We start from the raw sequence: 23731 nt of genomic DNA, 5'->3' as shown, positions 1-23731 counted from the left end.
TGCTTCCATCGGGAATAAGGATCTGGCAGCCTGAGTTCCCAACTAAAATACTCTCCAGGAAAACCGGGGCGGTTCACATTTGTATTTTTACAATATTTTCACCATGAGGATAAAGTGCATCATTTCCTGAGAAATCCACTCCGGGATATCTTGATAGCCCCCACGGATCAATCCAACCCAGCGGATTCGGTGCATACTGATAAAGATTCCAGCCTCCCAGCAATCCTATCGGATCCTGTACGGTAAAGCGCCGCAACCTGCGGATCGTAATACCGAAACAGATTATAGTTTAGTCCCGTTTCACTGTCAGCATATTGCCCGGCGTAGCGCAGCGGCTGATGAGCCAGGGCAGTGTGTTGCGTGAATCTGTGGAAGCCTTCCGTCTGCCGGATAAACTCACCAAAACTACCGTAATGACCGCTCCATCGGAGCTGTCCCTGCTCATCAGTGACATCCAGCGGTGCGCCGTTCAGGTCGGTGTTAAACCAGAAAATCTCGCCGCGATTATCGCGTTGCAGATGGTCAACCCGTGCCAGCGGGCTCCAGGCTTCATTCGGGTCGTAGATATATGTGTGGCAATGTCCGCCTTCGTGCTGTTCCTGCAAAAGACGGTAACCCTGCCACAGGAATTGGGTTTCAGTGCGGGCACGGGCAGTAGTGACGGTCTTGCGCGTACGTCTGCCCATTGCATCGTACTGATATTGCGCTTCAAAGCGTCCCTCCGGCCCGGTTCCCTGCGCTGATATCAGCCGATTTTCGGCGTCGTAGCGATAATGCTGCTCATACAGGCCGGTGCGGCGACGGGTCAGGTTGCCCCAGGCGTCATATTGCATAAACAGCGCCTGCCAGTGCTGCAGGCGGTTATCCGTTACCGGCTGGTCGTCGTTTGCGGCAAGATTATCGGCGGCGTCATACTGGAAATGCGTGCTGCTATGCCCCTGACGGGCCTCGTAGTGTTTCAGCAGGCGGCCTTCGGCGTCGTAGCCGTAGCTGATTTCACCGCGTAGCGTGTCACCGACGCTGGCCAGTTCACCGCGCCCGGTGTAGCGATAAAGACGTTCAAGGATAGCCTGTTCCGGTAGCATAACGTCGCCACCTGGTTCGCTACGCTGCAAGGTGCGTCTGCCGAGGCTGTCATACTGACGGAACTGCTCGCGCGCCCTGCGTACGGAGAGTTTCACGGTGCAGGCGGTCACGGGTAAATTCGCTGACCAGCTGTTGACCGAAGCGGATGGCGCTGACGTGGCCGGAACCATAGTGCAGCCAGGATAGCTGCTGTTCACCGGGTAAGGCGAGGGCTGTCAGGTTACTCAGTGCATCCCATTCATAGCCCAGCGAACCGTTAACCCCGGACTCGCTCAGCACGCGCCCGGCGGCATCATGCGCAAAAACGATGTCATCGCTATCGATACCCAGTGCCACGCCGTCTGAGGTCGGTGTCCGCTGTATCCGGACAAGCTGTCCGTTCGCATCGCGATAATACTGGTACTGTGCATGGCTGTGGCTGCGTCTGCTCAGCATACCGCTGTCGTCATAGCTGAATTGCTGCCAGCGACGGGCAATGCCGCCATCGCCAGCGGGTGCGCCACGTTCCTCAAGTACGCTGAGAAAACCCCGCTCGTTCCAGCTCATATGGCGGGAGGTGTCATCGGGACGCATTTCACTAAGCGGACGGCCCACCTCATCTCAGGTAAACCGGTATTCCGCGCCGTTGCCGTTCTCCAGTCGCAACAGGTTGCCGCGTGGGTCGTAATGCCAGCGGCGGGTTCGCCCAATACGGTCAGTCAGGCTAACAGGTAACCCGAGCACGTCCCAGGTCCAGCGGGTCTCGCTTTCCAGCGCATCTTGCCATGCCACCAGTTGCCCGCGTTCGTTCCAGCGCAGCGATTCGCGACTGCCATCCGGGTAAATAATCGCGCTGAGTTGTCCGGCCGCGTTCCATTCCCGGCGGGTGATATTTCCTTCGGCATTTTCGCTGGCAATAAGCAGCCCGACGCGGTCATAGGTGAAACGGGTGATGCTACCGGAGCAGTCGGTGCGCTGTGTCAGCAGACCCTGATGATTCCATTCCGGACGAACCACGCCCCCGAGCGCATCGGTAATGGCGTCCGGCAGCGTGTCTTCATCATCAGGATAGTGATATTGGGTTGTATTGCCGCAGGCGTCCGTTTCCGATAACAAGCGGCCGCTGAGATCATAAATGCTCTGCGCTGATGTGCCATCCGGGTAGACGGTACGGACAATGCGGTCCGTCAGGCGGAACCAGTAATATTCCGTGCGGCGACCTGCCGGATCTGTCTCCTGCAACATGCGACCATATTTGTCCCATGTACTTTGGCGCACAGCACCGCCGGGGAGGATCACATCGCACAGTTCGCCATCGCGATAAATAAACGTCGTCTGGCGACCATCGAAATCGGTAAAACGGGCGACGTTGTCATCGTCGTCAACCAGCCAGTGGGCCTGCGCACCGTCTTCGCGAATGGCCCGGCGAGTGCCATTTTCAAAATCGTATTCAAAGGCAAACTGTTCACCGCCGCTGTGGCGGAATGCGACCACGCGGGGCAGACCGTCGATTTCCCGCCAGCGGTATTCGCTCAGTAAGCCGTTGGCGTCCTCGTGGCCGCTCATCAGCCCATCCTGCCAGCTAAAACGCCTGCACACGCTACCGCCCCGTCCTGAAACCGCGATCAACTGCTGCTCATCGTAAGCGTAACTGACGAGGCAAATCTCGTCATCCAGCCATGCGCTGGTCAGGCGATTTCCTGTATAGCGGCAGACTACTCGTTGCCCGGCACTGTCGGTCAGGGCATGCAGAGTGTGGTTGTCATGCCATTCAAAGAAGATATCGTTGCCGCAGGGTTCTGAAATACGTTGCAGCAGGGAAGGGACGTTGCCTGACAGAGGGGCATAGTGCCAGCGCTCGCCGCTGATGTCATACACTGACCAGCTATCATCATCGTGATGCTCGAGCCAGCGCTTTTCGGCTTCGCAGTACGTCCGCAACCCTTTAGGAACTCTCGGGAAAGCGACGTAATCGCCAGAGGGCGCGCGCCACACCAGATCATCATTGTAGGGTTCGAGACGGGTTTCCCAGAACAGGCTCCAGCCCCGTCCGAGCACGCTGTCGCCGGGGTTGCCGCTGCGCCAGTAGCGCTGCCAGCGTATAGGCAGGCGGGAAGGCAGGATGAAATCCAGCTCATCATCACCGCTGAGAAACTTCTGCCCGCTAACGATATCCACCGGGCGGGCGATAATCCCCGCTGCGGCAATACCGGTCATCAGCGTGCCTGCGCGACAGGCGATACGGCCAATCTTGTTGATACCGGGAATTTTACCCAGCAGTTTAGCCAGCGCGCCAACTTTACCGGCCGCGCCGCCCCAGCCCCCGATAAGCCCGGCAAACAGCAGCGTCAGGTCAGACACTTTGTATAACCATTCCGGGACTTCGGGTTTAATGGGCAGGGTTTGTTCTGGTTCACCGCCAATACGCACATTGTCCGAACCGGTCATGACTTTTGCGTCACAGGTGGTTCTGTCGTCCAGTCGGGAAGCGGGAAGGTCGTTGATATAGACGCGGGAAGGACCTTCGGCCATCTGCTGCGAACCGTCGTCCTTGCAGTCCACCTGGCTGTTAGTGGCCATCGCCGCTGGGCGGCTATTGATAAAAACGTTGCCCGAACCGGTAGTTATGACGCCTTTCTTCGTCATACTGGATGCCCCGGCATCCGCGATACTGTCCCTTGCGGCCGTGGCCAGTTCACCCGTGGCATAGCCGACGGCGACACTCAGCCCAACAAGCAAAAATGCCCACGCCCAGGCAGGAAGCACCCAGACCGGCAATAAACAACGCGCCTGCTGCGATACCTCCCACAGCAGCAATGAGTCCACCTACAAGGGTACCGGCAATCATCCCGGCCAGGGCACCGGAGTGACCAATATCATCGTCGACGCGTGCGGCTTCAAACATAACAATAATCCTTATCGTCAGGTGTGGAGGCGAAAACTCCTGAGCAGGGCTTTGAATCGGGCATTATCGGCGTCTGTCAGCGTCGCTGTTGAGGTCATGGTAAAGACCAGAATCTGCTGCGCTTGCGGCGTAAATACCGCCTGCTGCTGCCAGATGCGCTTCGCGTCGCGTTGATAGCTGGCATGAATGATCTCGCCCTGAAAAAGGTTATCTCCCAGCACGGCGGCGCTGCGATCGCTCTGCTTCCAGCCTTTAAGATGTTGTTGCATGAGGGCAAGCTGGCGGTCGATGTAGGCCGCAAGGTTTTCGTCGGCGTTCAGCGTATCGCGGGAAATGTTGAAGGAAGGGGCATGGCCTCCGGGGGAGGTAAACACATTGACGGTACGATCCTGACAGCCCTCAGGAAGTGATACCTGTCCTTCATTGAACAGGCAGATAGGATTTTGTCCTGACATTGAGCGAATCCCTGGCGCAAGTTTCAGATGAGTATAGCTTCACATAACAAAAGGTTACTAAAAAAACCTATAGCGATTACCTGTTCTGCAGGGATTCGACGTTGAAATGAAGGTCATGATTCGCATTCCTGCCCGGCAGAGAGGAACTTTCTCGCGGAACAAAAAAAGTGACATCAGAAACGGATGAAATCTGATGCCACTGGATACGTTGAACGTGAAATTAGCGCGCGCCAGCGTATTCCATGATCACCTGGAGCAACACGTTCGCCCCGGCGGCGACATGTTCGGGTGAGGCATACTCAATTTCGTTATGGCTGATACCGTCTTTACAGGGAATAAAGATCATCCCGGTCGGGGCCAGATAACTCATATAGACAGCATCGTGCCCGGCACCGGAGACAATCGGTCGAGACGGATAACCGAGCTGCTCTGCTGCACGGCCTATCGACTGCTGGCAGCGGGCATCAAAGGGGGCGGCGGGATAGTGACTGACCTGCTCGAGCTTAATGCCAAGTCCGCTTTCCTGCGCCACCGCCATCACAAAGTCCTGTAACCGGGCATCCATCTCATCGACGGCGGCATCGCTGATGTTGCGCATATCGATGGAGAACGTCACTTCACCCGGCACCACATTGCGGCTGTTGGGATGAACTTTCACCATCCCGACCGTGCCTCGCCCTTGTTCACTGCGCCCGGCAATCGCCACCACTTCCTGCATGATGCGGGTCGCCACCTGCAACGCATCCTGACGCAGATGCATCGGCGTGGGGCCAGCATGCGACTCCATGCCGGTAACGATGCAGTCATACCAACGGATCCCCAGTACGCCTTGCACCACGCCAATGATTTTCTCCTCTTCTTCGAGAATCGGTCCCTGTTCGATGTGCGCTTCAAAGTAAGCGCCTATCGGGTGATCGCCCGGCGTTTGTTGCCCAACGTAGCCAATCTTCTCCAGCTCTTGCAATACGGTTTTACCGTCGGCATCGGTGGCGGCGTAGATTTTTTCCAGTGGGAACACACCGGCAAAGACGCCTGAGCCCATCATCACGGGCACAAAGCGTGACCCCTCTTCATTGGTCCAGAACACCACTTCCACCGGGGCGTCGGTTTCAAGCTGCAAATCATTCAGCGTACGCACCACTTCCAGCGCCGCCAGCACGCCAACGTTGCCGTCAAACTTGCCGCCTGTCGGCTGGGTATCGATATGGCTGCCCGCCACCACCGGGGGCAGATTTGGGTTGCGTCCTTCCCGGCGCATAAAGACGTTACCGATTTTATCGACGGTGATACTCAGCCCGGCCGCTTTGCCCCAGCCAATCACCAGGTCACGCCCCTGGCGGTCGAGATCGGTCAGCGTCAGACGACAGCATCCGCCTTTCTGTGTGGCGCCAATTTTCGCCAGCTCCATCAGCGAATCCCACAGGCGTTCGCCGTTGATCCGGCAGTCGAGGCGTGTCGTGGTCGACGGATTCAGTACATCGCTCGTCATTTCATTCTCCCTGCATAAAGGTGGTGGCCATCGAGACCAGTAATGCATCGCTACCGCACGGGCCGAGGAGTGAAATCCCCAGCGGTGCGCCGTCAAGGGTAGTGACCGGAATGTTCACCTGCGGGCGACGGGTCAGCACGGAAATCAGTAACAGATCGTGGGAAACCCGGCGCGTGGCCTCAATCTCCTGCGGCGTGGCACTCAGCAGCGGAGCAATGTCCGGAACGGTGGGCATGATTAAAATGCGGTTGCCCAGGTGTGACTGCCACCAGGCGGTGAAGGTGTTGCGTAGCTGGCATGCCGCGTCGAATTGTGCACCGGTCACGTCCTTGCCCCAGGCAAAGCGCTCGGCAACATCCGGCCCCAGTTGCATACCCAGACGCTCAATATTGCCCCCCTGAGACTGCCAGGCTTCATAACCCTGAATCTGGCGAAAAGCGAGATAGACAGCTTCACGCTCCGGCAAGGAGCCATCCAGTAGTGCCACTGTGCCGAAGCGTTGGGCAAGTTGTTCCCGCACTGTAAACAGCGCCTGCTGGCTGTGTGCCGGTAGCCCGGCAAACAAGGCTTCGTGGCAGGCCAGTTCGACCGTGTGCGGTGCGCTGATGTCTTCACCCAGCAAGCAGGCTGCTGCCGCACTGAAGGCCTGCGGCGTGCGGGCGAAGAAGCCGCAGGTGTCCATGGTGGCGCACAACGGCTGGCAGCCCGCCAGCGTGATACGGCCATGCGTCGGGCGCAGGCCAAACAGACCACAGTAGCTGGCAGGTGTGCGGACAGACCCCCCGGTGTCGGTACCCAGCGCAATATCGCAAAGACCGTTAGAGACAGCAGAGGCCGAGCCGGAAGAGGATCCACCGGGAATACGCAGCGGTGCAGCGCCGTTACGCGGCGTGCCGTAATGGATGTTATGCCCACTCATCGAGTAGGCCAGCTCACTGGTGTGGGTTTTACCCACAAAACGCGCGCCGTCATCGAGCAGCTTTTGCACCGCTGGCGCAGTGGTGGTTTTGATGCCAGAGGCCGCCAGCACATGTGGGTTGCCGCCGCCTGTCGGGTAACCTGCGACATCAAACAGATCTTTTGCGGCAAAGGTCAGCCCGGAGAGCGGGCCGCTTTGCGCATGCGGAACGGGCACAAAGGGATAAGGCATAAAAGCACGGGCAGTATCCTGCATTCTACCTCCTCAGATTCAGGCATACGCCTGTTGTGGTGTGATATCGGCGGCCAGCTCGCGCCAGCGGTGGCAACTGACCACATGGCGTTCGGCGACCTGTTCGGTGGTGGGTTGCTGCTGAGTGCAGGCGGGTTGGGCATGTGGGCAGCGTGCGGCAAAGGCGCAGCCCGGCGGCAGGCTGGCGAGATCCGGTGGAGAGCCCGGAATGCAGTACAGCGCATCGCCTTTTTTCAGCCCCTCTTTCGGGCGGCTACCGAGCAACACGCGGGTATACGGGTGACGGGGTCGGGAGAGAATCTCTGCGATAGGGGCTTCTTCAACGATGCGCCCGGCGTACATCACCGCCACCCGGTCGGCGATTTCTACCGCGGCACCAATATCGTGTGTCACGAAGATGATCGACAGGTCACGCAATTTTTGCTGCTCGCGTAGCAGGATCAAAATCTGAATCTGGACCGTGGCGTCAAGTGCGGTGGTGGGTTCGTCTGCCAGCAACAATTGCGGGTTGCAGGAGAGGGCCAGTGCTATCATCGCCCGTTGACGCATGCCGCCAGACATCTCATGCGGGTAGGCCTCCAGTCGCCGTTCAGGGCTGGGAATGCGTACCTGGCGCAGTGCTTCCAGCGCGCGCGCTTTGGCATCACTTCGCGACAGCCCTTCATGACGACGCAGCCCCTCAATAATCTGTTGCCCGACGGTGTACACCGGGTCAAAGGCCAGCAACGGCTCCTGAAAAATCATCGCGCAGGTTTTCCCGCGATAGTGCCGCAACTGCTGGGAATTCATGCCCAGTACGGCTTCCCCACCCACATTAATGGTACCGCTCAGGACGCTACTTTTCGGCGGATGCAGGCGCATCAGCGCACGTAACGTGACGCTTTTACCGGAACCGGATTCGCCAATCAGCGCCATTACTTCCCCTTTGCGCACATCGAAAGAGACGCCGTTGACCGCATTGATGGTTTGACCGTCGCGGCGAAACTCCACCTGTAAATCGCGGATATGGACATACGCTTCATGCGACATGGCTCACCTCCTGTACCGCAATGGCCTGGTGGTATACCGAGTCAGGCTGTGCCATCAGACAAGCGCTTTGATGCCCTTCGCCAACATATTGCAGTGTGGGTTTTACCTGTGAACACACCGAGCGGGCATGCGGGCAGCGGGTATGAAAACGGCAGCCTGCAGGCGGCGAGATGGGGCTGGGTGGATCGCCAGACAGCGGCGAAACCAGCGTGCGGTTTGCCGGGTCCATCGACGGCATGGAACTGAGCAACGCGCGGGTGTAGGGGTGAGCAGAATCGGTAAACAGCGCCTCAGAAGGGCCAATTTCCACCACTTCGCCGAGGTACATCACCAGAATGCGATCTGAGAGCCAGCGCACCACATGCAGATCGTGGCTGATAAACACGTAGGTGAGATCCAGTGTGCGTTTCAGCTCTTGCAACAACTGGAGCACCTGGGCTTCGACCGATTTATCGAGCGCGGAAACGGCTTCGTCGAGGATAACCATGCGGGGCTTCATCGCCAGCGCGCGGGCGATGTTAACGCGCTGGCGCTGACCGCCGGATAACGCATGCGGGTAGCGATGAGCAAAACGCGCTGGCTCCAGTCCGACGTGCGCCAGCAGATAACGGGCATACTCATTGGCCTCTTTGCGGCTGATGCCGTGCACCTGCTGGCCAAACGCAATGCTCTCTTCCATCGTCAAACGGGGGTTTAACGACGCGTAGCTATCCTGAAATACCATCTGGACCTGGCGACGATAGGCTTTCATCGGCAGGCGCGATGAGCCAACGGCTTCGCCGTCAAACACCAGTTCACCGCTGTCCTGCGCCAGTAGCTGCATCAGCAAACGCGCGGTAGTGGATTTGCCGCAGCCGGACTCACCTACCACGCCGAGCGTTTCCCCTTTGTGCACTTCGAAGCTGACGTTATCCACCGCCTGTACTACTTCGCGGCCTTTACGCGCACCAAGGTGAAAATGCTTCACCAGATTGTTCACCCGCAGCAGAGGTTGCGCCGGGCCGCCAATATCGACATTGATAAAAGGTTGCATGCTGTTACTCCTTTATCGCCATGGCGGCGCGCAGACGATCTGCCAGAACGTTGAATGAGATTGAGGTGATAAAAATCATCATTCCCGGCAGCGCCGCCACCCACGGCTGGGTATAGATTGCGGTACGTAAGGTATTGAGCATCAGCCCCCATTCCGGTTCGGGCGGGCGTACCCCCAGCCCCAGAAACGACAGGCCAGAGGCGAGGATCATGCACACCGAAATCAGCCCGGTAGAAAAGACGAAAATCGGCCCCAGCACATTGCCCAGCACCTGTACACGGATAATGGTGAAGGCGCTGGCCCCGGTGGCGCGGGCGGCATCGATATAATCCATATGACGCACCTGCGCGGTGACGCTTTCGGCAATGCGTGCCACCTGCGGGACAAAAACCAGCGTCAGTGAGAGCAGCGCATTACCAATGCCCGCGCCCATCGCACCGGAGAGCGCAATCGCCAGCAGTACCGAAGGAAAGGCATAGAAAATATCGATGGTGCGCATAATCAGGGTGTTGGTTTTGCCTCCCATGTAGCCCGCGATAATGCCAATTGCACCGCCAATAAAAAACGCAAACACCACCGGCACGATGCCCATAAACAGCGACAGCCGCGTTCCCAGAATCAAGCGGGAGAGCATGTCGCGCCCCAGCTCATCGGAACCCAGCGGGAAGCCCTCGGTTCCAATCGGTTTCAGGCGCATAAACATGGAGGTCTGGTAAGGGTCTTTGACAATCAACCACGGGCCAAACAGCGCCAGTATCAGCAGCAGTAAAATAATTGCACCTACTACCACGCTGCCGGGGTCACGCATCAATCGTGCACCTACGCCGCGCCAGTAGCCCTGTGAAGTCACCGCTGCTGGTGCTGCAACGGTGATTTTTGGCGTTACGCTATCCACCATCGTTAGTTCCTCTTAATGCGCGGATCGAGAGAGGTTTGCAGCACATCCACCAGCAGATTGAGCAGCACAAAAAACAGCGCAAGCACCCAAATCGTGCCCTGCAACAACGGCAGATCGCGCTGAAAAATTGCGGTATTGAGCAGCAGCCCGGTTCCCGGCCACGAGAAGACCGTCTCCACCAGAATAGATCCACCCATCAGGTAGCCGACCTGCAATCCCATGACCGCAAGCGCGGTCGGGGCGGCGTTTTTCACCACATGCCAGAAGATGCGCGACTCATTCAGTCCCCGGGCGCGCAGGCCGACAATAAACTCCTGGCTCAGAATGTCGGCCACCTGCGAACGCACGGTACGAGCGATAATGCCAGTGGGGATAACCGACAGTGTGATGGCTGGCAGCAGCATGAATTGCAGGTGCGCCCAGTCCCACTGCCAGCCGGTTTCGCCAATCGGCCCACCGCCGGTTGCGGGCAACAGCGCAAACTTCACGCAGAAGACAATGACCAGCAGCATACCGAGCCAGTAGTGCGGCACGCTTACACCAAACACCGACAGCAGCGAGGCCAGACGGTCAATCACGCTGTTGCGAAAATACCCGGCGACAAAACCAAACAGGCTGCCAAGGACAAAGCCTATCACCGTCGCCAGCAGCGCCAGACGCAGCGAGTAAGTGACGGCGTTCATCACTTCGCCAATCACCGGTCGCCCTGTTGCCACTGACATGCCCAAATCACCGTGCAACGCCCGCCACAGCCAGTGCATAAACTGTACTGGCAGGGGTTTATCAAAGCCGTAGGCCTGCATAAGCGTCTGGCGCATGGCTTCGGAGGCATCCGGCGGCATCACCGACACCAGCGGGTCGCCCGGCGCAATTTGCACCAGCAGGAAGCAGATCACCGCGACCCCTAACATGGTCGGGATCGCCAGCAAAATGCGGTAAAAGAGTGTGCTGATCATGGCCTCTCCTCTTTGATTACTCTTTCTTACTCACCAGACTTAAGTCGATAAACCAGCTCTGCGGCTGCACGACACCCGTGACCGCCGGAGAGATGGCGCGTGGGCCAACATCGTGAGCGACGAACAGGAACGGCGCCTGATCCACCAGCGCGGCGTGCAGTTCACCCGCAGCCTTATCCATCTCTGCCGGTGTGAAGGCGTGTTTGACGGCTGTGGCCAGTTTTTCGGTTTCCGGCGTGGTGAAGTAGCCCCAGTTGGTGGCGGTCGGTGGGAAGGCTTTTTCGGTGGCAAAGCGAATCATGCCGAAATAAGGATCGGTCACTGCCGCGCTCACGTTGATGGCATTCACGCCCTGCGCCGAAGGATCTTTCGCCCCCAGACGCCAGTTGGTAAACAGCGTGTTCCACTCATTCACTTTGATGTCGACGTTAAAGAAGCAGCTTTTTAAGCTCTGCTGGATGTATTCGTTCATGGGCAGCGGTTGCATTTGACCTGAACCGGACGCTGACGTCGCAACGGTTACGTGCAGCGGCTTGCTCTCGCTGTAACCGGCTTCGCTCATCAGTTTTCGTGCGGTGTCCGGATCGTATTTGATTTGGAAAGTCGGCTTGCCGCGCCACGGGTTGCCCTCTTCATACACGCCGGTGGCTTCCGACATGTAACCGCCAAGGTAGCTTTTCAGCTCGCTGCGGTTCAGGCACAGGTTGGCCGCTTTGCGCACACGAATGTCGCGCCACGGAGAACCTTCAAGAAACGAGAACTGCCACGGCCAGACGTGAGGCTGGGTGTTGGCGTAAATTTTAAAACCCTGGGCTTTAATCTGATCAACAGCATCCGGTGCGGGTGCTTCTATCCAGTCGACCTGTTTTGACAGTAACGCTGCGGTGCGGGCGTTAGCTTCCGGCAAGGGCAGAAGCACTACTTTGTCGACGCGTGGAATGCGGTCTTTATTCCAGTAGTCAGGGTTTTTCGCGAGGATCAACTGCTGGCGCGGCACCAGTTTTTCCAGTTTGAAGGGGCCACTGCCCACTGCCTGCGAGGCAAATGTGGTCCAGGCCTGCTTGCTGCGCGCAGCCGTGTCGCCCGTCGAGGTCGGTACGGCATCGAAGATTTTTTGCCAGGCCGTCGGCGAGACAATAAACAGGTTGGTGATGTTGTATGGCAGTAGCGCATCCGGTTCGGACGTGGTCAACACTACGGTGTGGTCATCAGTTTTTTCTGCACCGGTCAGCGTCGGCATACGGGATAAGGTGTTGCCGATTTGCCCTGGCGCATACTGTGGGGAGGCTTTATCCAGCACTTTGCCCACGTTCCAGACAATGGCGTCGGCATTCACTTCTGTGCCATCGTGGAATTTGACTCCCGGGCGCAGCGTGAAGATCCAGCGGGTTTGATTCTGTGGGTCAACGTGCCACTCGGTCGCCAGCCCCGGCACCAGGCCGCTCGGTTTCTCGCCTTGCGACAAGTCCCACTCCACCAGGGCGTCGTATAAAGGAATACCGGTAAAACGGTTACCCTCATAGCCCTGGTCCGGCTGACCCAACGTTAACGGAATATCCGCTGCCGTCATGGCAATACGTAAAGTCGAGGCTTGTACCTGTAATGTGCCAGCCAGCGCCAGGGTGCCAATTGCCACTGCCACACGGTGTTTACGCCAAAAAGGTTGATTAAGCATCACGTTGTCCCTGTTAAATAAATGAGAAATTTAACAGGCAAGATACATACCAGTTGGTCAAATAAGAATTTCTGTCATTCAGGCCGGGGAAATATCAGCGGCTATTATTACTCATGGGGTTACGACGTTTTTAAAATAACCCTTTTTTATATTTCATCTTTATTTCGCACTCATATCGGGAATTATGTTGCAAAAATGCACCATTAAATCGTCCAGATTTTGATTTCCGGGAGATATTATTTCGTCACTCTATCTTTTATTAAATATTTTCATAATAATGTGGGAGTTATTAGTTAGCCGGGGCAGTGGTAGTGAGCGACCTTTTGCACGTTCACAGGTTCTGGAGCGACAGAGAAGCAAGGAATAGAAGGTGAACGGAATGACCATCAGAGCCGCATTTTCCCCTCACCCTCACCCTCTGGGAGAGGGTGAGGGTGCCTGAGGGCCGGGGAGAGGGTGGGGCAGGCGACACCGAAGTTATTACCCGAGCGGGCTTGACTTTCTCCCTCTCTCTCAAGGGAGAGGGAACTGTTCGTGCGCATATTATGAGAGAGATTAATCTGCTTGGTGTCAGGGCTTACATCAACAGGTTTTCGCCAAAAAATCACCGACGGTCTGCATACATAGCGCCCGCTCTTCGACATGGGGCATATGGCTTGAGGATTCGAAAATCACCCATTGTGCGCCGGTAATATTGTCCATAAACGGTTGCACCACTTCCGGCGTGGCTTCGTCATAGCGTCCGGAAATCAGTAAGGTCGGCACGCGGACCTGGGGCAGGCGGTCAATAATGGTCCACTCTTTCATGCTGCCAATAACGTGAAATTCCGTCGGCCCGTTCATCGCGTGATACACCGTTGCGTCAATGTCCATCGCGTCAAAGGTGCGTTGGACTTCCGGCGGCCAGGGATCGAGACGGCAGACATGACGTTGATAAAAGACCTGGCTTGCCGCTTTATACTCGGCACTGTCCACCGTGCCAGCCGCTTCGTGGGCCAGCAAGGTTGCCTGCACGTCCGGGGGAAGTTGTGCGCGCAATTTCGCCGCGCCCTCCAGCCACAGCGCCATCGAGGCCGGCGAGTTGGCGATAATCATCGCTTTCAGCCCCTGCGGCTGGGTGACCGCATGCTCTGCCGCCAGCATCCCGCCCCAGGATTGTCCCAGCAGCGCGTAATTGTCGGCAATCCCCAGTGCCTGGAGCAGGTGATTCAGTTCGTCCAGAAACAGTGAGGGTTGCCAGAAATCGGGGCTTTTTTCCGGCAGATGGGTGGAGCGTCCGTTGCCCAACTGATCGTAGTGGATCACGGCGCGCCCGGTTTCGGCGATATCTTTAAACGCATCCACATAATCGTGTGTGCAGCCGGGGCCACCGTGCTCGACCACCAACGGTGTCTGATCGTTGTGCAGATCGCCGCAGATGCGAAACCAGGTCTGATATCCCCGGAAAGGGACATAGCCTTCTCGAATGGTGTACATGAGTGACGTTTACCCTGTGAAGTGAACCGGTTTTCAGGTTAGAACGTCACGGCTTGCGCTGAACACTAGCAAAAATGCTAGTTCTTAACTGTCGAGCAAACGGTAGTGCAGCGCGCGTACCACCGCCTGTACCCGGTTGGTCGCACCGAGCTTTTTCGCCGCCGTGTTCAGATGCAGGGTGACGGTGGCGACCGAGCGGTGCAGCTTGCGGGCAATCTCTTTCGCCGTCAGCCCTTCTGCGGACCACGCCAGACATTCGCGCTCGCGGTTGCTCAGTTTGACATGGCGGCAGGTGAGCAGCGAGGCGTCAAACAGCGGAAACGCCGACTCCTGAAAACGGTGTGCCAGAAAGGTCATCTGCGCCAGCGTCTCGCTGATGTCCCGCTCTTCGCGCTGGTCGGTCACAATTCCGGTCAGGGTGACAAAGCCACCGTGGGGCAAATGCAGCGGTACGGTGGCACCACAGGGCATATTGTTATCCCGCATGTAGTGCGTCACTTCCTGCGCGTTCTCGTCCAGCCGTCCCTGCAAGGCACTGCGATCCGGGCGTTGATAAGACCAGACAAAGGGCGCGCAGCTCTCCAGCGCAAAGTGCTGTACCGGATCAACCTGGTAGTAGCCACGCTCGCACCACAACCGGCGCATATCGTCCGGCACATTGCGCATCTCCAGCAGCGACGGCGTGATCAGGTCACCCTCCAGCGAGCGCGGAACCGGCGTGTAATCGTAAATCACCGCATCGAAGCCTAACGCCTGTGTGTGGGCAAAAAGCCCGGCAAACGCCTCTTCAAGCCTGCTGGCGTTGGTAGCACCAGGGCTTTCGATAGAAATACGCATAATGAATTCCCTCCGGGTAAACGGTGCCACGCCACGGGCACGGTTTGTGCACTTTCCCCGTGGCTTCGCCAGAACATGCAATTCCGGTGCCGTCCCGTGGGAAGGGTAAAACTAGTATTTTTGCTAACTACCCAGTCCTGAACGATGCCGTTAGCGTAAAGAAAACGCCCGATACGGCTTTGCGGGCGCAGATTGTTGACGCAGGACTGCACTACGGTGGAGCGATTTTTTAACCCTCCAGCACCGTATGCACCATGGGAGTTCGCTCATGCACCGTTACCGCTTTTTGTTATTTCGACCATTGCAACTGCTGCCTGTACTTCTTGGGATCAGCATCATCACCTTTGCGATGGTGCGGGCGATCCCCGGCGACCCGGCGCGCATTCTGCTGGGTGTACGCAGCACGCCGGCTGCGCTGGCGCGTATCCGTGCACAGTTTGGCCTCGATGAACCGTTATGGGTGCAGTACGGCTACTTCCTGCGTAATTTACTGCAGGGGGAGCTGGGCAAATCGATTGTCTACCGCGTCGATACCCTCAAGTTGATTAATTCGCGCTTAGAACCGACGTTGTGGCTGGTGCTGGGTAGTATGCTGCTGGCGGTTGTCCTCACCGTTCCGCTGGCCTCCGTGGCGGCGCGGCAGCGCGGGCGAGCTGCGGATCAACTGATCCGCCTGTTCACCACCGCCGGGTTAGGCTTTCCGGCGTTCTGGCTCGGCATCATGATGATCATCATTTTCAGCGTGGTGCTCGGTTGGTTCCCGGTCTCCGGTTACGGCAGTGATTTTGCCGACCAGCTTCACCATATGGTGCTGCCGTGCCTGACGGTGGCGCTGGCGCTGTCAGCGGTGTTGATTCGCAACCTGCGGGCCAGCCTGCTGATGGAAATGAGCAGCGATTATGTGGTGGCCGCCAGAGCGCGAGGCCAGCGCGAAAACCGTATTTTCTGGCGTCATGTCTTGCCCAACTCACTGGTGCCAACGCTGAACCTGCTGGCGGTGAACATTGGCTGGCTGATTGGTAGCACGGTGGTGATTGAGAGCGTATTCGCCATTCCGGGGCTGGGCCAGCTGCTGGTGAAAGCCATTTTTAGCCGCGACTACATGGTGGTGCAGGGCGTGGTGATGGTCTTTGCGCTGGCGACGGTTGTCGTCAACCTGCTGGCCGATGTGCTGACTGTGGCGCTGGATCCGAGGGTGAAATTATGAGTGCACTTAGCGTGATTTCCGGGTTACGCCGCCGGGCGATCCCCTGCCAGCATGCGCTGCGCGCCGGGATAGCGATTGTCGGACTGTGGCTGTTTGTCGCCCTGTTTGCCCCGTGGCTGGCCCCGTTTGATCCCATTACCCAGGATGCCACATCAAGCCTGCTCGCCCCCGGTGGCGTCCACCTGTTCGGCACCGATAACTTTGGTCGCGATATCTTTTCGCGTGTGCTGTGGGGCGCTCGGGTGGATCTGCAAATCTGTTTTCTGGGGGTTATCTTCCCGTTTGCACTCGGCACCACGCTCGGTGCGCTGTCCGGCTATCTCGGCGGCGTGGTGGATGCAGCCATTATGCGCGTGATCGACATCGTGCTGGCGTTTCCCTTTCTGGTGCTGATGCTGGCGATCATCGCCATCCTCGGGCCGGGGCTGGGCAGTTTCTTCATTGCGATGGCGATGGTCGGCTGGGTCTCTTATGCCCGGCTGGTGCGGGCGCAGGTACTGACGCTAAAACAGCGAGATTTCATTATCGCCGCGCGCAGCCTCGGCTACAGCCACACGCGCATTCTTTTCCGCCATCTGTTACCCAACGCCATCACCGGCGCACTGGTGTTCTCCATGTCCGACTGCGTGCTGGTGCTGCTGAACGGCGCGGCGGTGAGCTACCTCGGGCTGGGCGTGCAGCCGCCGACGGCAGAATGGGGCGTGATGGTGGCGGAAGGGCAGAGTTTTATCACCACCGCCTGGTGGATAACCACCTTTCCGGGGCTGGCGATTGTGCTGCTGGCGATGGGCTTTAGCCTGCTGGCCGATGGCCTCGGCGATAAACTGGGAGCGCGCGTATGACTCTGCTGACTGTCTCCGATCTGACCATTACTCGCGATCCGGATATCGCGCTGGTGGATAAGGTCTCGTTTCCCTTGAATGCTGGGGAGATGCTCGGACTGGTCGGCGAGAGCGGTTCCGGGAAAACCGTGACCTGTCGGGCATTGATGCGCCTTTTACCCGGCCAGGGACTTGCCATTACCGGCGGGGAGGTGCGGCTGGGTGGTCGCGACTTACTGTCTCTCAGCGAAGCGCAAATGTCGTCGGTGCGCGGGCGCGAAATGGGGATGATTTTCCAGAATCCGGCCAGCCATCTCAACCCGGTTATGACCATCGGTGAGCAAATTGCCGAAAGCCGCCGCCGTCATTTCGGTGCCAGCCGTGCACAGGCGCGGGAAGATGCGAAAGAGCTGCTGCGCCAGGTCGGCATTCCCGATCCGCAAAACCGTATTCACAACTATCCGCATGAATTTTCCGGCGGCATGCGCCAGCGCGCGATGATCGCCGTGGCACTGGCGCCTGAGCCGTCGCTGCTGATTGCCGACGAACCGACCACGGCACTGGATGTCACCGTGCAAATGCAGATTCTGCGTCTGCTCAGCGATTTACGTCAGCAGCTGGGATTAGCCGTCATCATGATCACCCACGACCTTGGCGTGGTGGCACAAACCTGCGATCGCATCGCCGTGATGTACGGTGGACGACTGTGCGAAGTGGGCGGCAAGCGTGATGTGCTCGCACAACCACTGCATCCTTACACTCGAGGGTTAATCGATTGCCAGCCGACCAGCGAAGGCGGGCAGGGGCGTTTGACCACCATCAGCGGCCAGCCGCCGGTGGCGGATAATTTCCCGGTCGGTTGTCGCTTTCATCCCCGTTGCTCACATGCCAGCGCCGCGTGCCAGCAGCAGCCTGCATTGCGTCAGGGACGCGACACCCTGGCACACGCGGCGGCCTGCCATCACGCACTACAACCACTCAGCCTACGGGAGGGCGCATGACGACATCAGCAAACTGGCCACTGTTAGAAGCGGACAACGTCAGCGTGACTTTTCCGGTTTCCGGCGGTCTGATAGGCCCCAAACGGAAGGTGCATGCGGTTAACGACGTCACGTTGAAAATCCACGCCGGGGAAACCCTCGGGCTGGTGGGCGAATCCGGCAGCGGCAAAAGTACGCTGGGGCGGGCGCTATTGCAGCTTGAGCGGGTGACGGCGGGCGAGGTGCGTTTCGATGGACACCGTATTACCCATGGGCTTAAGAGCGACGTGGCGCGGTTGCGCCTGCAAACGGCGATGATTTTTCAGGACCCTTACGCTTCGCTTAATCCGCGCCAGACCATTGGTTACAGCATCGCAGAAGTGCTGCGCGTGCATCACAAAGTGCCGCGCAGCGGGGTAAATGCGCGGGTCGCCGAACTGCTGACGCTGGTCGGGCTGCGCCCGGAGCAGGCCACTGCCCGCCCCGGACAGCTTAGCGGCGGGCAGTGTCAGCGCGCCGGGATTGCGCGCGCGCTGGCGATCGAACCCCGGCTGATTGTCGCCGATGAGTGCGTGGCGGCGCTGGACGTTTCCATTCAGGGGCAGGTGGTTAACCTGCTAATGGACCTGCGCGAAAAGATGGGGCTGGCGATTTTGTTTATCGCGCACGATCTGGCGATTGTGCGCCGGCTGTGCGATCGCGTGGCGGTGATGTACCTCGGGCGCATTGTTGAAGAAGGGCCGTCCGAGGCGGTGTTCACCCGACCGCGCCATCCGTATACCGCCGCGCTGGTGGCGGCCATACCGGAAATCGACCCCGATAAACCGCTGCCCGCAGAGCCGCTTGGCGGCGAACCGCCCAGCCCGTTATCCATTCCACCAGGTTGCGCTTTCCATCCGCGCTGCCCCTATGCGCAGGTGCAGTGTCGCACTGGCGCATTACCCCCAACCCGGCAGATTGCCGATCACGCATATTCCTGTGTGTTGACCCACACAGGCGATGAGACTGTTTTTCCTTTGACCCGGAGATCTTTTGATGAAGCACAGGCATGTTAAATTTTTGGCGGCCAGCGTTTTTCTGGCACTCAGTGTGGTCAGCGAAATGGCGCAGGCGGCAGGTGTCTTAAGCATTGGCCGTCGCGAAGACAGCACCACGTTTGACCCGATCAAATCGGCGCAAAACGCTGACAACTGGGTGTTTTCCAATGTCTTTGATCCACTCGTGCGGGTGGATAAAACCGGTACCAAACTGGAGCCGGGCGTGGCGGAAAGCTGGACCATTTCGCCGGACGGCAAGGTGTATACCTTTAAAATTCGCGATACCAAATTCTCTGACGGTACACCGGTGAGCGCCAGCGATGCGGCGTTCAGCCTGCTGCGCATTCGTGACGATGAAGGTTCATTGTGGCGCGATTCGTACAGCATTATCGACAAAGCCGAAGCGCCGGATGCGCGCACGTTGGTCGTTACCCTGAAATCGCCGTCCGCGCCGTTCCTGTCACAGCTGGCCTTGCCGAACGCTTCGGTGATTTCGGAAAAAGCGCTGAAATCAGAAGGGGCAGAGACCTTTGCTGAAAAACCGGTGGGTTCCGGCGCGTTTAGCGTGAAAGAGTGGGTGCGCGGCGAGAAAATCGTGCTGGTGAAGAACCCGAACTTCTGGCAGGCGAAGAACGTCAGCCTCGACGAAGTGGACTGGCTGACCATTCCTGATGACAACACCCGTATGCTGAAAGTGCAGGCCGGCGAGCTGGATGCCGCGCTGACGGTGCCGTTCTCGCGCATTGCCTCACTGCAAAAAGACAGCAACCTGAAAGTAGAACTGGATCCGTCAACCCGTGAAGATCACCTGCTGATCAACCATTCGCACGGTGCGCTCGGTAAAGTGGAAGTGCGCCAGGCGCTGGACTTCGCCATCGATAAAGACGCGATTGTGAAGACCGTGACCTTTGGTTACGGACAGGTGGCGAACTCCTATATCCCGGCGGGTGCGGTGTATCACTACAGCGATAACCTGCGCCGTGCCTATGATCCTGAGAAAGCCAAACAGATGCTGAAAGCTGCGGGTGCGTCCGATTTGACGTTGAATTACGTGGTCAACGCTGGCGATGAAGTGGATGAGCAAATCGCCATTCTGCTGCAACAGCAACTGGCGAAAGCGGGCGTGAAGGTGAACCTGCAAAAAGTCGATCCCAGCCAGAGTTGGGACATGCTGGTTGCGGGCGAATACGATATTTCGGTGATGTACTGGACCAACGATATTCTCGACCCGGATCAGAAAACTACCTTCGTGCTGGGTCATGATTCGAACATGAACTATATGACGCGTTATAAGAATGACAAGGTGAAAGCGCTGGTAGCGGCGGCTCGCGTGGAAATGGACCCGAAAAAACGTGAGCAGATGTATATCGATCTGCAAAAAATGGCCAAGGCCGATGTGAACTGGGTTGATCTCTATTACAGCCCTTATCGCAACGTTACCCGCAAAAATATCGAAGGCTTCTACCAGAACCCGCTGGGCCGTTTCTTCCTTGAAGATACGGTGAAGAAATAAGCCTGATAATCGTTACATTAGCAGCCTGTGCGTTTGTTGAAGTACAGGCAGTGACACCCTGCAAAAAAGCGCCCGAACCGGATATCGGCCCCACGGCGCTTTTTTATTTCACCCTCAACGTCCCAGGATAATCAGGCTTTACGCCATTTGCGGGTCAGCGGTTTTTCCACTTCCACAATCAGGAACATCACAAAACCGATAATAAAGGTGATAATCCAGTAGCGGAAGGGAAGTGATTCAGTTCCAAACAGCAGTTGCATAAACGGTGCGTAGATAATTAGCAACTGCAGCACCAGCAGCACGCCGCTGACCATCCAAATCCCCCGGTTCGCCAGCAGGCCTTTACTGAGCGAGAAACCGTCCGATACGCGGCAGTTAAGCATATAGAACCACTGGGCGGTAACCAGCGTCTGCAACAGCACGGTACGAATAAACTCCGGCGAGTAACCCCGCGGCTGTAGCCAGGCCTCCAGCACAAACGCGCTCACCGCAATCATTGAGCCGACAAAGATAACGCGCCAGATAGCGAACCCGTCCATCACATGCAATTTAGGATCGCGCGGGGGCCGTTTCATGATGTTCTGCTCGCCCGCTTCAAACGCCAGACCAAATGACAGGGTGGCGGATGTCGCCATGTTCATCCACAAAATCAGCACCGGCGTCAGGGGGATTAAATTACCTGCCAGCAGGGCGATAATAATCAACAGACCCTGCGCAAGGTTGGTAGGCATAATAAACAGGATGGTTTTTTTCAGGTTGTCGTAAACCCGGCGTCCTTCCCTGACCGCGCTGGCGATGGTGGCAAAGTTATCATCGGTCAGCACCATGTCCGCTGCCTCTTTGGTCACTTCGGTGCCTTTAATCCCCATGGCAATACCGACATCCGCCTGCTTGAGCGCCGGGGCATCGTTGACGCCATCGCCAGTCATGCCCACCACTTCTTTTCGGCTTTGCAGCGCCTGCACCAGACGGAATTTATCTTCCGGGCTGGTACGGGCAAAAATATCAAACTTCTGTGCCGCTTCGCTCAGTTGCCGATCGTCCATCACCTCCAGTTCCCGCCCGGTGATGGCGGTGCTGGCATTACCAATACCCAGCATCTGGCCGATACTCATGGCGGTCTGCGGATGGTCGCCGGTGATCATTTTCACGCGGATGCCCGCCTGCAAACAGTCGCCAATGGCGGTAATCGCTTCCGGTCTTGGTGGGTCCATCATCCCGGCAATGCCCAACAGCACAATGCCGCTTTGCAAATCGTCATGGGTGAGTTCGCTTTGCCCGGGCGCGGCAGGCTTCCACGCCGCTGCCACCATGCGCAGACCTTCCCGCGCATACTCCTCAATTTTCGCTTCCCACCAGGGCTGGTCAAACGACTGCAGGCCCGCTGCGGTTTGCTGATGCTGACACAGGCGGAACAGGACGTCCGGCGCACCGGTGATGAGGATGGTTTCCTCATCGCCCAGGCGATAGAGCGTCGACATGTATTTATACTGGGAATCGAAGGGGATCTTACTGCGCATTTCGCTGGCGATCTGCGGCAGCGTCACTTTCGCCGCCAGCACTTTCAGCGCCCCTTCTGTCGGGCCGCCGGTGATTTTCCATAAGCCGTTTTCGTCTTTGATTAGCTGGCTGTCGTTACATAAATCAATGGTACGCAGATAGCGTTCCAGTACTGAACCGGCTGTCACCGTGACCGGGGAAGGATCGTCGATCGGGTGAATATTACCAACCGGTTCGTAGCTGTCGCCTTCCACACGGTAGATCGTATCGGCGGTGATGACGGCTTTGACCGTCATCTCGTTCATGGTCAGCGTCCCGGTTTTATCCGAGCAGATAACCGTCATGGCCCCCAGCGTTTCTACTGTCGGCAATTTACGAATAATCGCCTGCTGGCGCGCCATGGTCTGCACGCCCAGCGAAAGAATGATCGAGATAATGGCGGGTAACCCTTCCGGCACCGAGGCCACCGCCAGACTTATCAGCGACAGCATCAGTTCTGAAACCGGCATATCGCGGAACAGCAGGCTAAAGACAAACAGCGCGGCCATCATCGCCAGGATGATGATGAAAATCGCCTTGCCGAGTTTATCCATTTGTACCAGCCGCGGTGTGCGGTGTTTCTCGATGTCCGCCATCATCTGGTTGATATGGCCAAGCTCCGTATCACCACCGGTGGCAACCACAATGCCCATACCGCCGCCGGAACTGACCGTGGTACCGGAGAACAGAAGATTGCTACGATCGCCTAAGGGTAATTCGCCGCTAAGCGCCTCGGTGGTTTTCTCCACCACCGTCGATTCACCGGTCAGGATCGCCTCTTCCACGCGCAGGTTGTGCGCTTCAAGCACGCGTAAATCGGCGGGAATACGGTCGCCTGCGCGGATCACCACGATATCGCCCGGCACCAGCGCGGTGGTCGGGATGGTTTCATGGCTGCCCTGGCGCACCACCACCGCTTCGCTGGAGAGCATATTGCGGATACTTTGCAGTGACTTTTCGGCATTACTTTCCTGAATGTGACCAATCAGCGCATTGACTACCGCCACGCCGAGGATCACTAGCGTATCGACCCAGTGCCCCATCACGGCGGTCAGCACCGCCGCTGCCAGCAGGACATAAATCAGTACGTCATTAAAATGGGCCAGGAAACGTAGCCAGGCAGGTTTGCCGGGTTTCTGCGGTAAAGCATTTTCACCGTATTGCTGTAGGCGTGATGTCGCCTCCGCACTGCTAATCCCCTGCGTGGAGCTGGAGGTGCGGGCCAGGGTTTCATCTACCGAAAGCTGATAGAACGGGCCATCCGATTTGTCTGTACTCATAGATCCCTCCTCAATTCCTGTAGTGAAAATAAAGGCGACATAGCGTCGCCTTTAACGAATAACAAAAACGGGGACATGCGCGTAGCGCACAATATTGGCGGCCTCCGAACCCAGTAAATGCGTGCGAATATTGGGATTGCGTGAGCCAATAATCACCACATCAACCTTTAGTTCGTCTGCCAGTTTAGTGACTTCATCACGAATATTGCCGCTTCGTATATACAGTTGAATGGCGTCTTCCGGCAGACCCGTTTTCTTTACCAGTGCACTCAGATTTTCCTTAGCTGTATTAGATAGTGTCGTCACAAGATTTTAGCCCAGAGAGCGATGCATCTGATCTGGACGGCAGCGAGAAATGAGGCCGT

At 57.6% G+C, this 23731-nt stretch carries 16 protein-coding genes and 2 pseudogenes; 5 read left to right on the top strand and 13 right to left on the bottom strand.

Translation table 11 applies throughout. From position 1 onward, the window contains the following. Positions 1–151 precede the first annotated feature (151 nt). From ACSZPU_RS11965 to ACSZPU_RS11915, 11 genes and pseudogenes are all read right to left on the bottom strand, one after another. A pseudogene (locus ACSZPU_RS11965) lies at positions 152–3970 on the bottom strand (RHS repeat-associated core domain-containing protein); the annotation flags it as partial. A gap of 17 nt (positions 3971–3987) precedes the next feature. Continuing rightward, positions 3988–4425 carry a DcrB-related protein gene (locus ACSZPU_RS11960; protein ID WP_498998902.1) on the bottom strand — a complete coding sequence of 146 codons (438 nt, stop codon included), beginning with the start codon at positions 4423–4425 and terminating at the stop codon, positions 3988–3990. A gap of 220 nt (positions 4426–4645) precedes the next feature. Next, entirely contained in the window at positions 4646–5914 is a 1269-nt protein-coding gene (locus ACSZPU_RS11955; RefSeq protein WP_498998900.1) for a Zn-dependent hydrolase, read from the bottom strand. Between the two features lies 1 nt (position 5915). Further along, positions 5916–7088 carry an amidase gene (locus tag ACSZPU_RS11950; protein WP_498998898.1) on the bottom strand — a complete coding sequence of 391 codons (1173 nt, stop codon included), beginning with the start codon at positions 7086–7088 and terminating at the stop codon, positions 5916–5918. 15 nt (positions 7089–7103) lie between these two features. Then, positions 7104–8114, bottom strand: coding sequence for an ABC transporter ATP-binding protein (locus ACSZPU_RS11945; RefSeq protein WP_498998896.1), 1011 nt, complete (start codon positions 8112–8114; stop codon positions 7104–7106). Beyond that, entirely contained in the window at positions 8104–9147 is a 1044-nt protein-coding gene (locus ACSZPU_RS11940) for an ABC transporter ATP-binding protein (RefSeq protein WP_498998894.1), read from the bottom strand. Before ACSZPU_RS11940 ends, ACSZPU_RS11945 begins: the two co-directional genes overlap by 11 nt. 4 nt (positions 9148–9151) lie before the next feature. Further along, positions 9152–10045 carry an ABC transporter permease gene (locus ACSZPU_RS11935; RefSeq protein WP_498998892.1) on the bottom strand — a complete coding sequence of 298 codons (894 nt, stop codon included), beginning with the start codon at positions 10043–10045 and terminating at the stop codon, positions 9152–9154. Between the two features lie 2 nt (positions 10046–10047). Beyond that, entirely contained in the window at positions 10048–11001 is a 954-nt protein-coding gene (locus tag ACSZPU_RS11930) for an ABC transporter permease (protein WP_498998890.1), read from the bottom strand. A 16-nt stretch (positions 11002–11017) separates the two neighbouring features. Further along, entirely contained in the window at positions 11018–12676 is a 1659-nt protein-coding gene (locus ACSZPU_RS11925) for an ABC transporter substrate-binding protein (protein ID WP_498998888.1), read from the bottom strand. A 582-nt stretch (positions 12677–13258) separates the two neighbouring features. After that, on the bottom strand, positions 13259–14152 hold the full coding sequence (locus ACSZPU_RS11920; RefSeq protein WP_498998886.1) for a proline iminopeptidase-family hydrolase: 894 nt from the start codon (positions 14150–14152) through the stop codon (positions 13259–13261). Positions 14153–14236: 84 nt separating this feature from the next. Next, entirely contained in the window at positions 14237–14989 is a 753-nt protein-coding gene (locus ACSZPU_RS11915) for a LuxR family transcriptional regulator (protein WP_498998883.1), read from the bottom strand. Between the two features lie 268 nt (positions 14990–15257). On the opposite strand from ACSZPU_RS11915, the gene ACSZPU_RS11910 reads away from it, so the two are divergent. From ACSZPU_RS11910 to ACSZPU_RS11890, 5 genes are read left to right on the top strand one after another with little or no spacing between them, the layout of a single operon-like run. Continuing rightward, positions 15258–16196 (top strand): ABC transporter permease, encoded by a 939-nt coding sequence (locus ACSZPU_RS11910; protein ID WP_498998882.1) that lies wholly within the window; start codon positions 15258–15260, stop codon positions 16194–16196. Further along, positions 16193–17038: an ABC transporter permease gene (locus tag ACSZPU_RS11905; protein WP_498998880.1), complete on the top strand. Its 846-nt coding sequence runs from the start codon at positions 16193–16195 to the stop codon at positions 17036–17038. The genes ACSZPU_RS11910 and ACSZPU_RS11905 overlap by 4 nt, the downstream gene beginning before the upstream one ends. Next, on the top strand, positions 17035–18018 hold the full coding sequence (locus ACSZPU_RS11900; protein ID WP_498998878.1) for an ABC transporter ATP-binding protein: 984 nt from the start codon (positions 17035–17037) through the stop codon (positions 18016–18018). Before ACSZPU_RS11905 ends, ACSZPU_RS11900 begins: the two co-directional genes overlap by 4 nt. Further along, positions 18015–19052 carry an ABC transporter ATP-binding protein gene (locus ACSZPU_RS11895; RefSeq protein WP_498998876.1) on the top strand — a complete coding sequence of 346 codons (1038 nt, stop codon included), beginning with the start codon at positions 18015–18017 and terminating at the stop codon, positions 19050–19052. Before ACSZPU_RS11900 ends, ACSZPU_RS11895 begins: the two co-directional genes overlap by 4 nt. Beyond that, positions 19033–20547, top strand: a complete 1515-nt coding sequence (locus ACSZPU_RS11890) for an ABC transporter substrate-binding protein (protein ID WP_498998873.1) — start codon at positions 19033–19035, stop codon at positions 20545–20547. The genes ACSZPU_RS11895 and ACSZPU_RS11890 overlap by 20 nt, the downstream gene beginning before the upstream one ends. Positions 20548–20678: 131 nt before the next feature. Here the strand turns inward: ACSZPU_RS11890 and ACSZPU_RS11885 are convergent, their stop codons facing one another. Further along, positions 20679–23366 carry a cation-transporting P-type ATPase gene (locus ACSZPU_RS11885; RefSeq protein WP_498998870.1) on the bottom strand — a complete coding sequence of 896 codons (2688 nt, stop codon included), beginning with the start codon at positions 23364–23366 and terminating at the stop codon, positions 20679–20681. Positions 23367–23417: 51 nt separating this feature from the next. Beyond that, positions 23418–23663: pseudogene (locus ACSZPU_RS11880) on the bottom strand (universal stress protein); the annotation flags it as partial. Between the last annotated feature and the right edge of the window lie 68 nt (positions 23664–23731).

The sequence above is a fragment of the Phytobacter sp. V69 genome (assembly GCF_965644215.1).
Lineage (GTDB): Bacteria > Pseudomonadota > Gammaproteobacteria > Enterobacterales > Enterobacteriaceae > Phytobacter.
The sequence above is the reverse complement of the archived record's forward strand: the minus strand, read 5'-3'. Positions and strand labels throughout refer to the sequence as shown.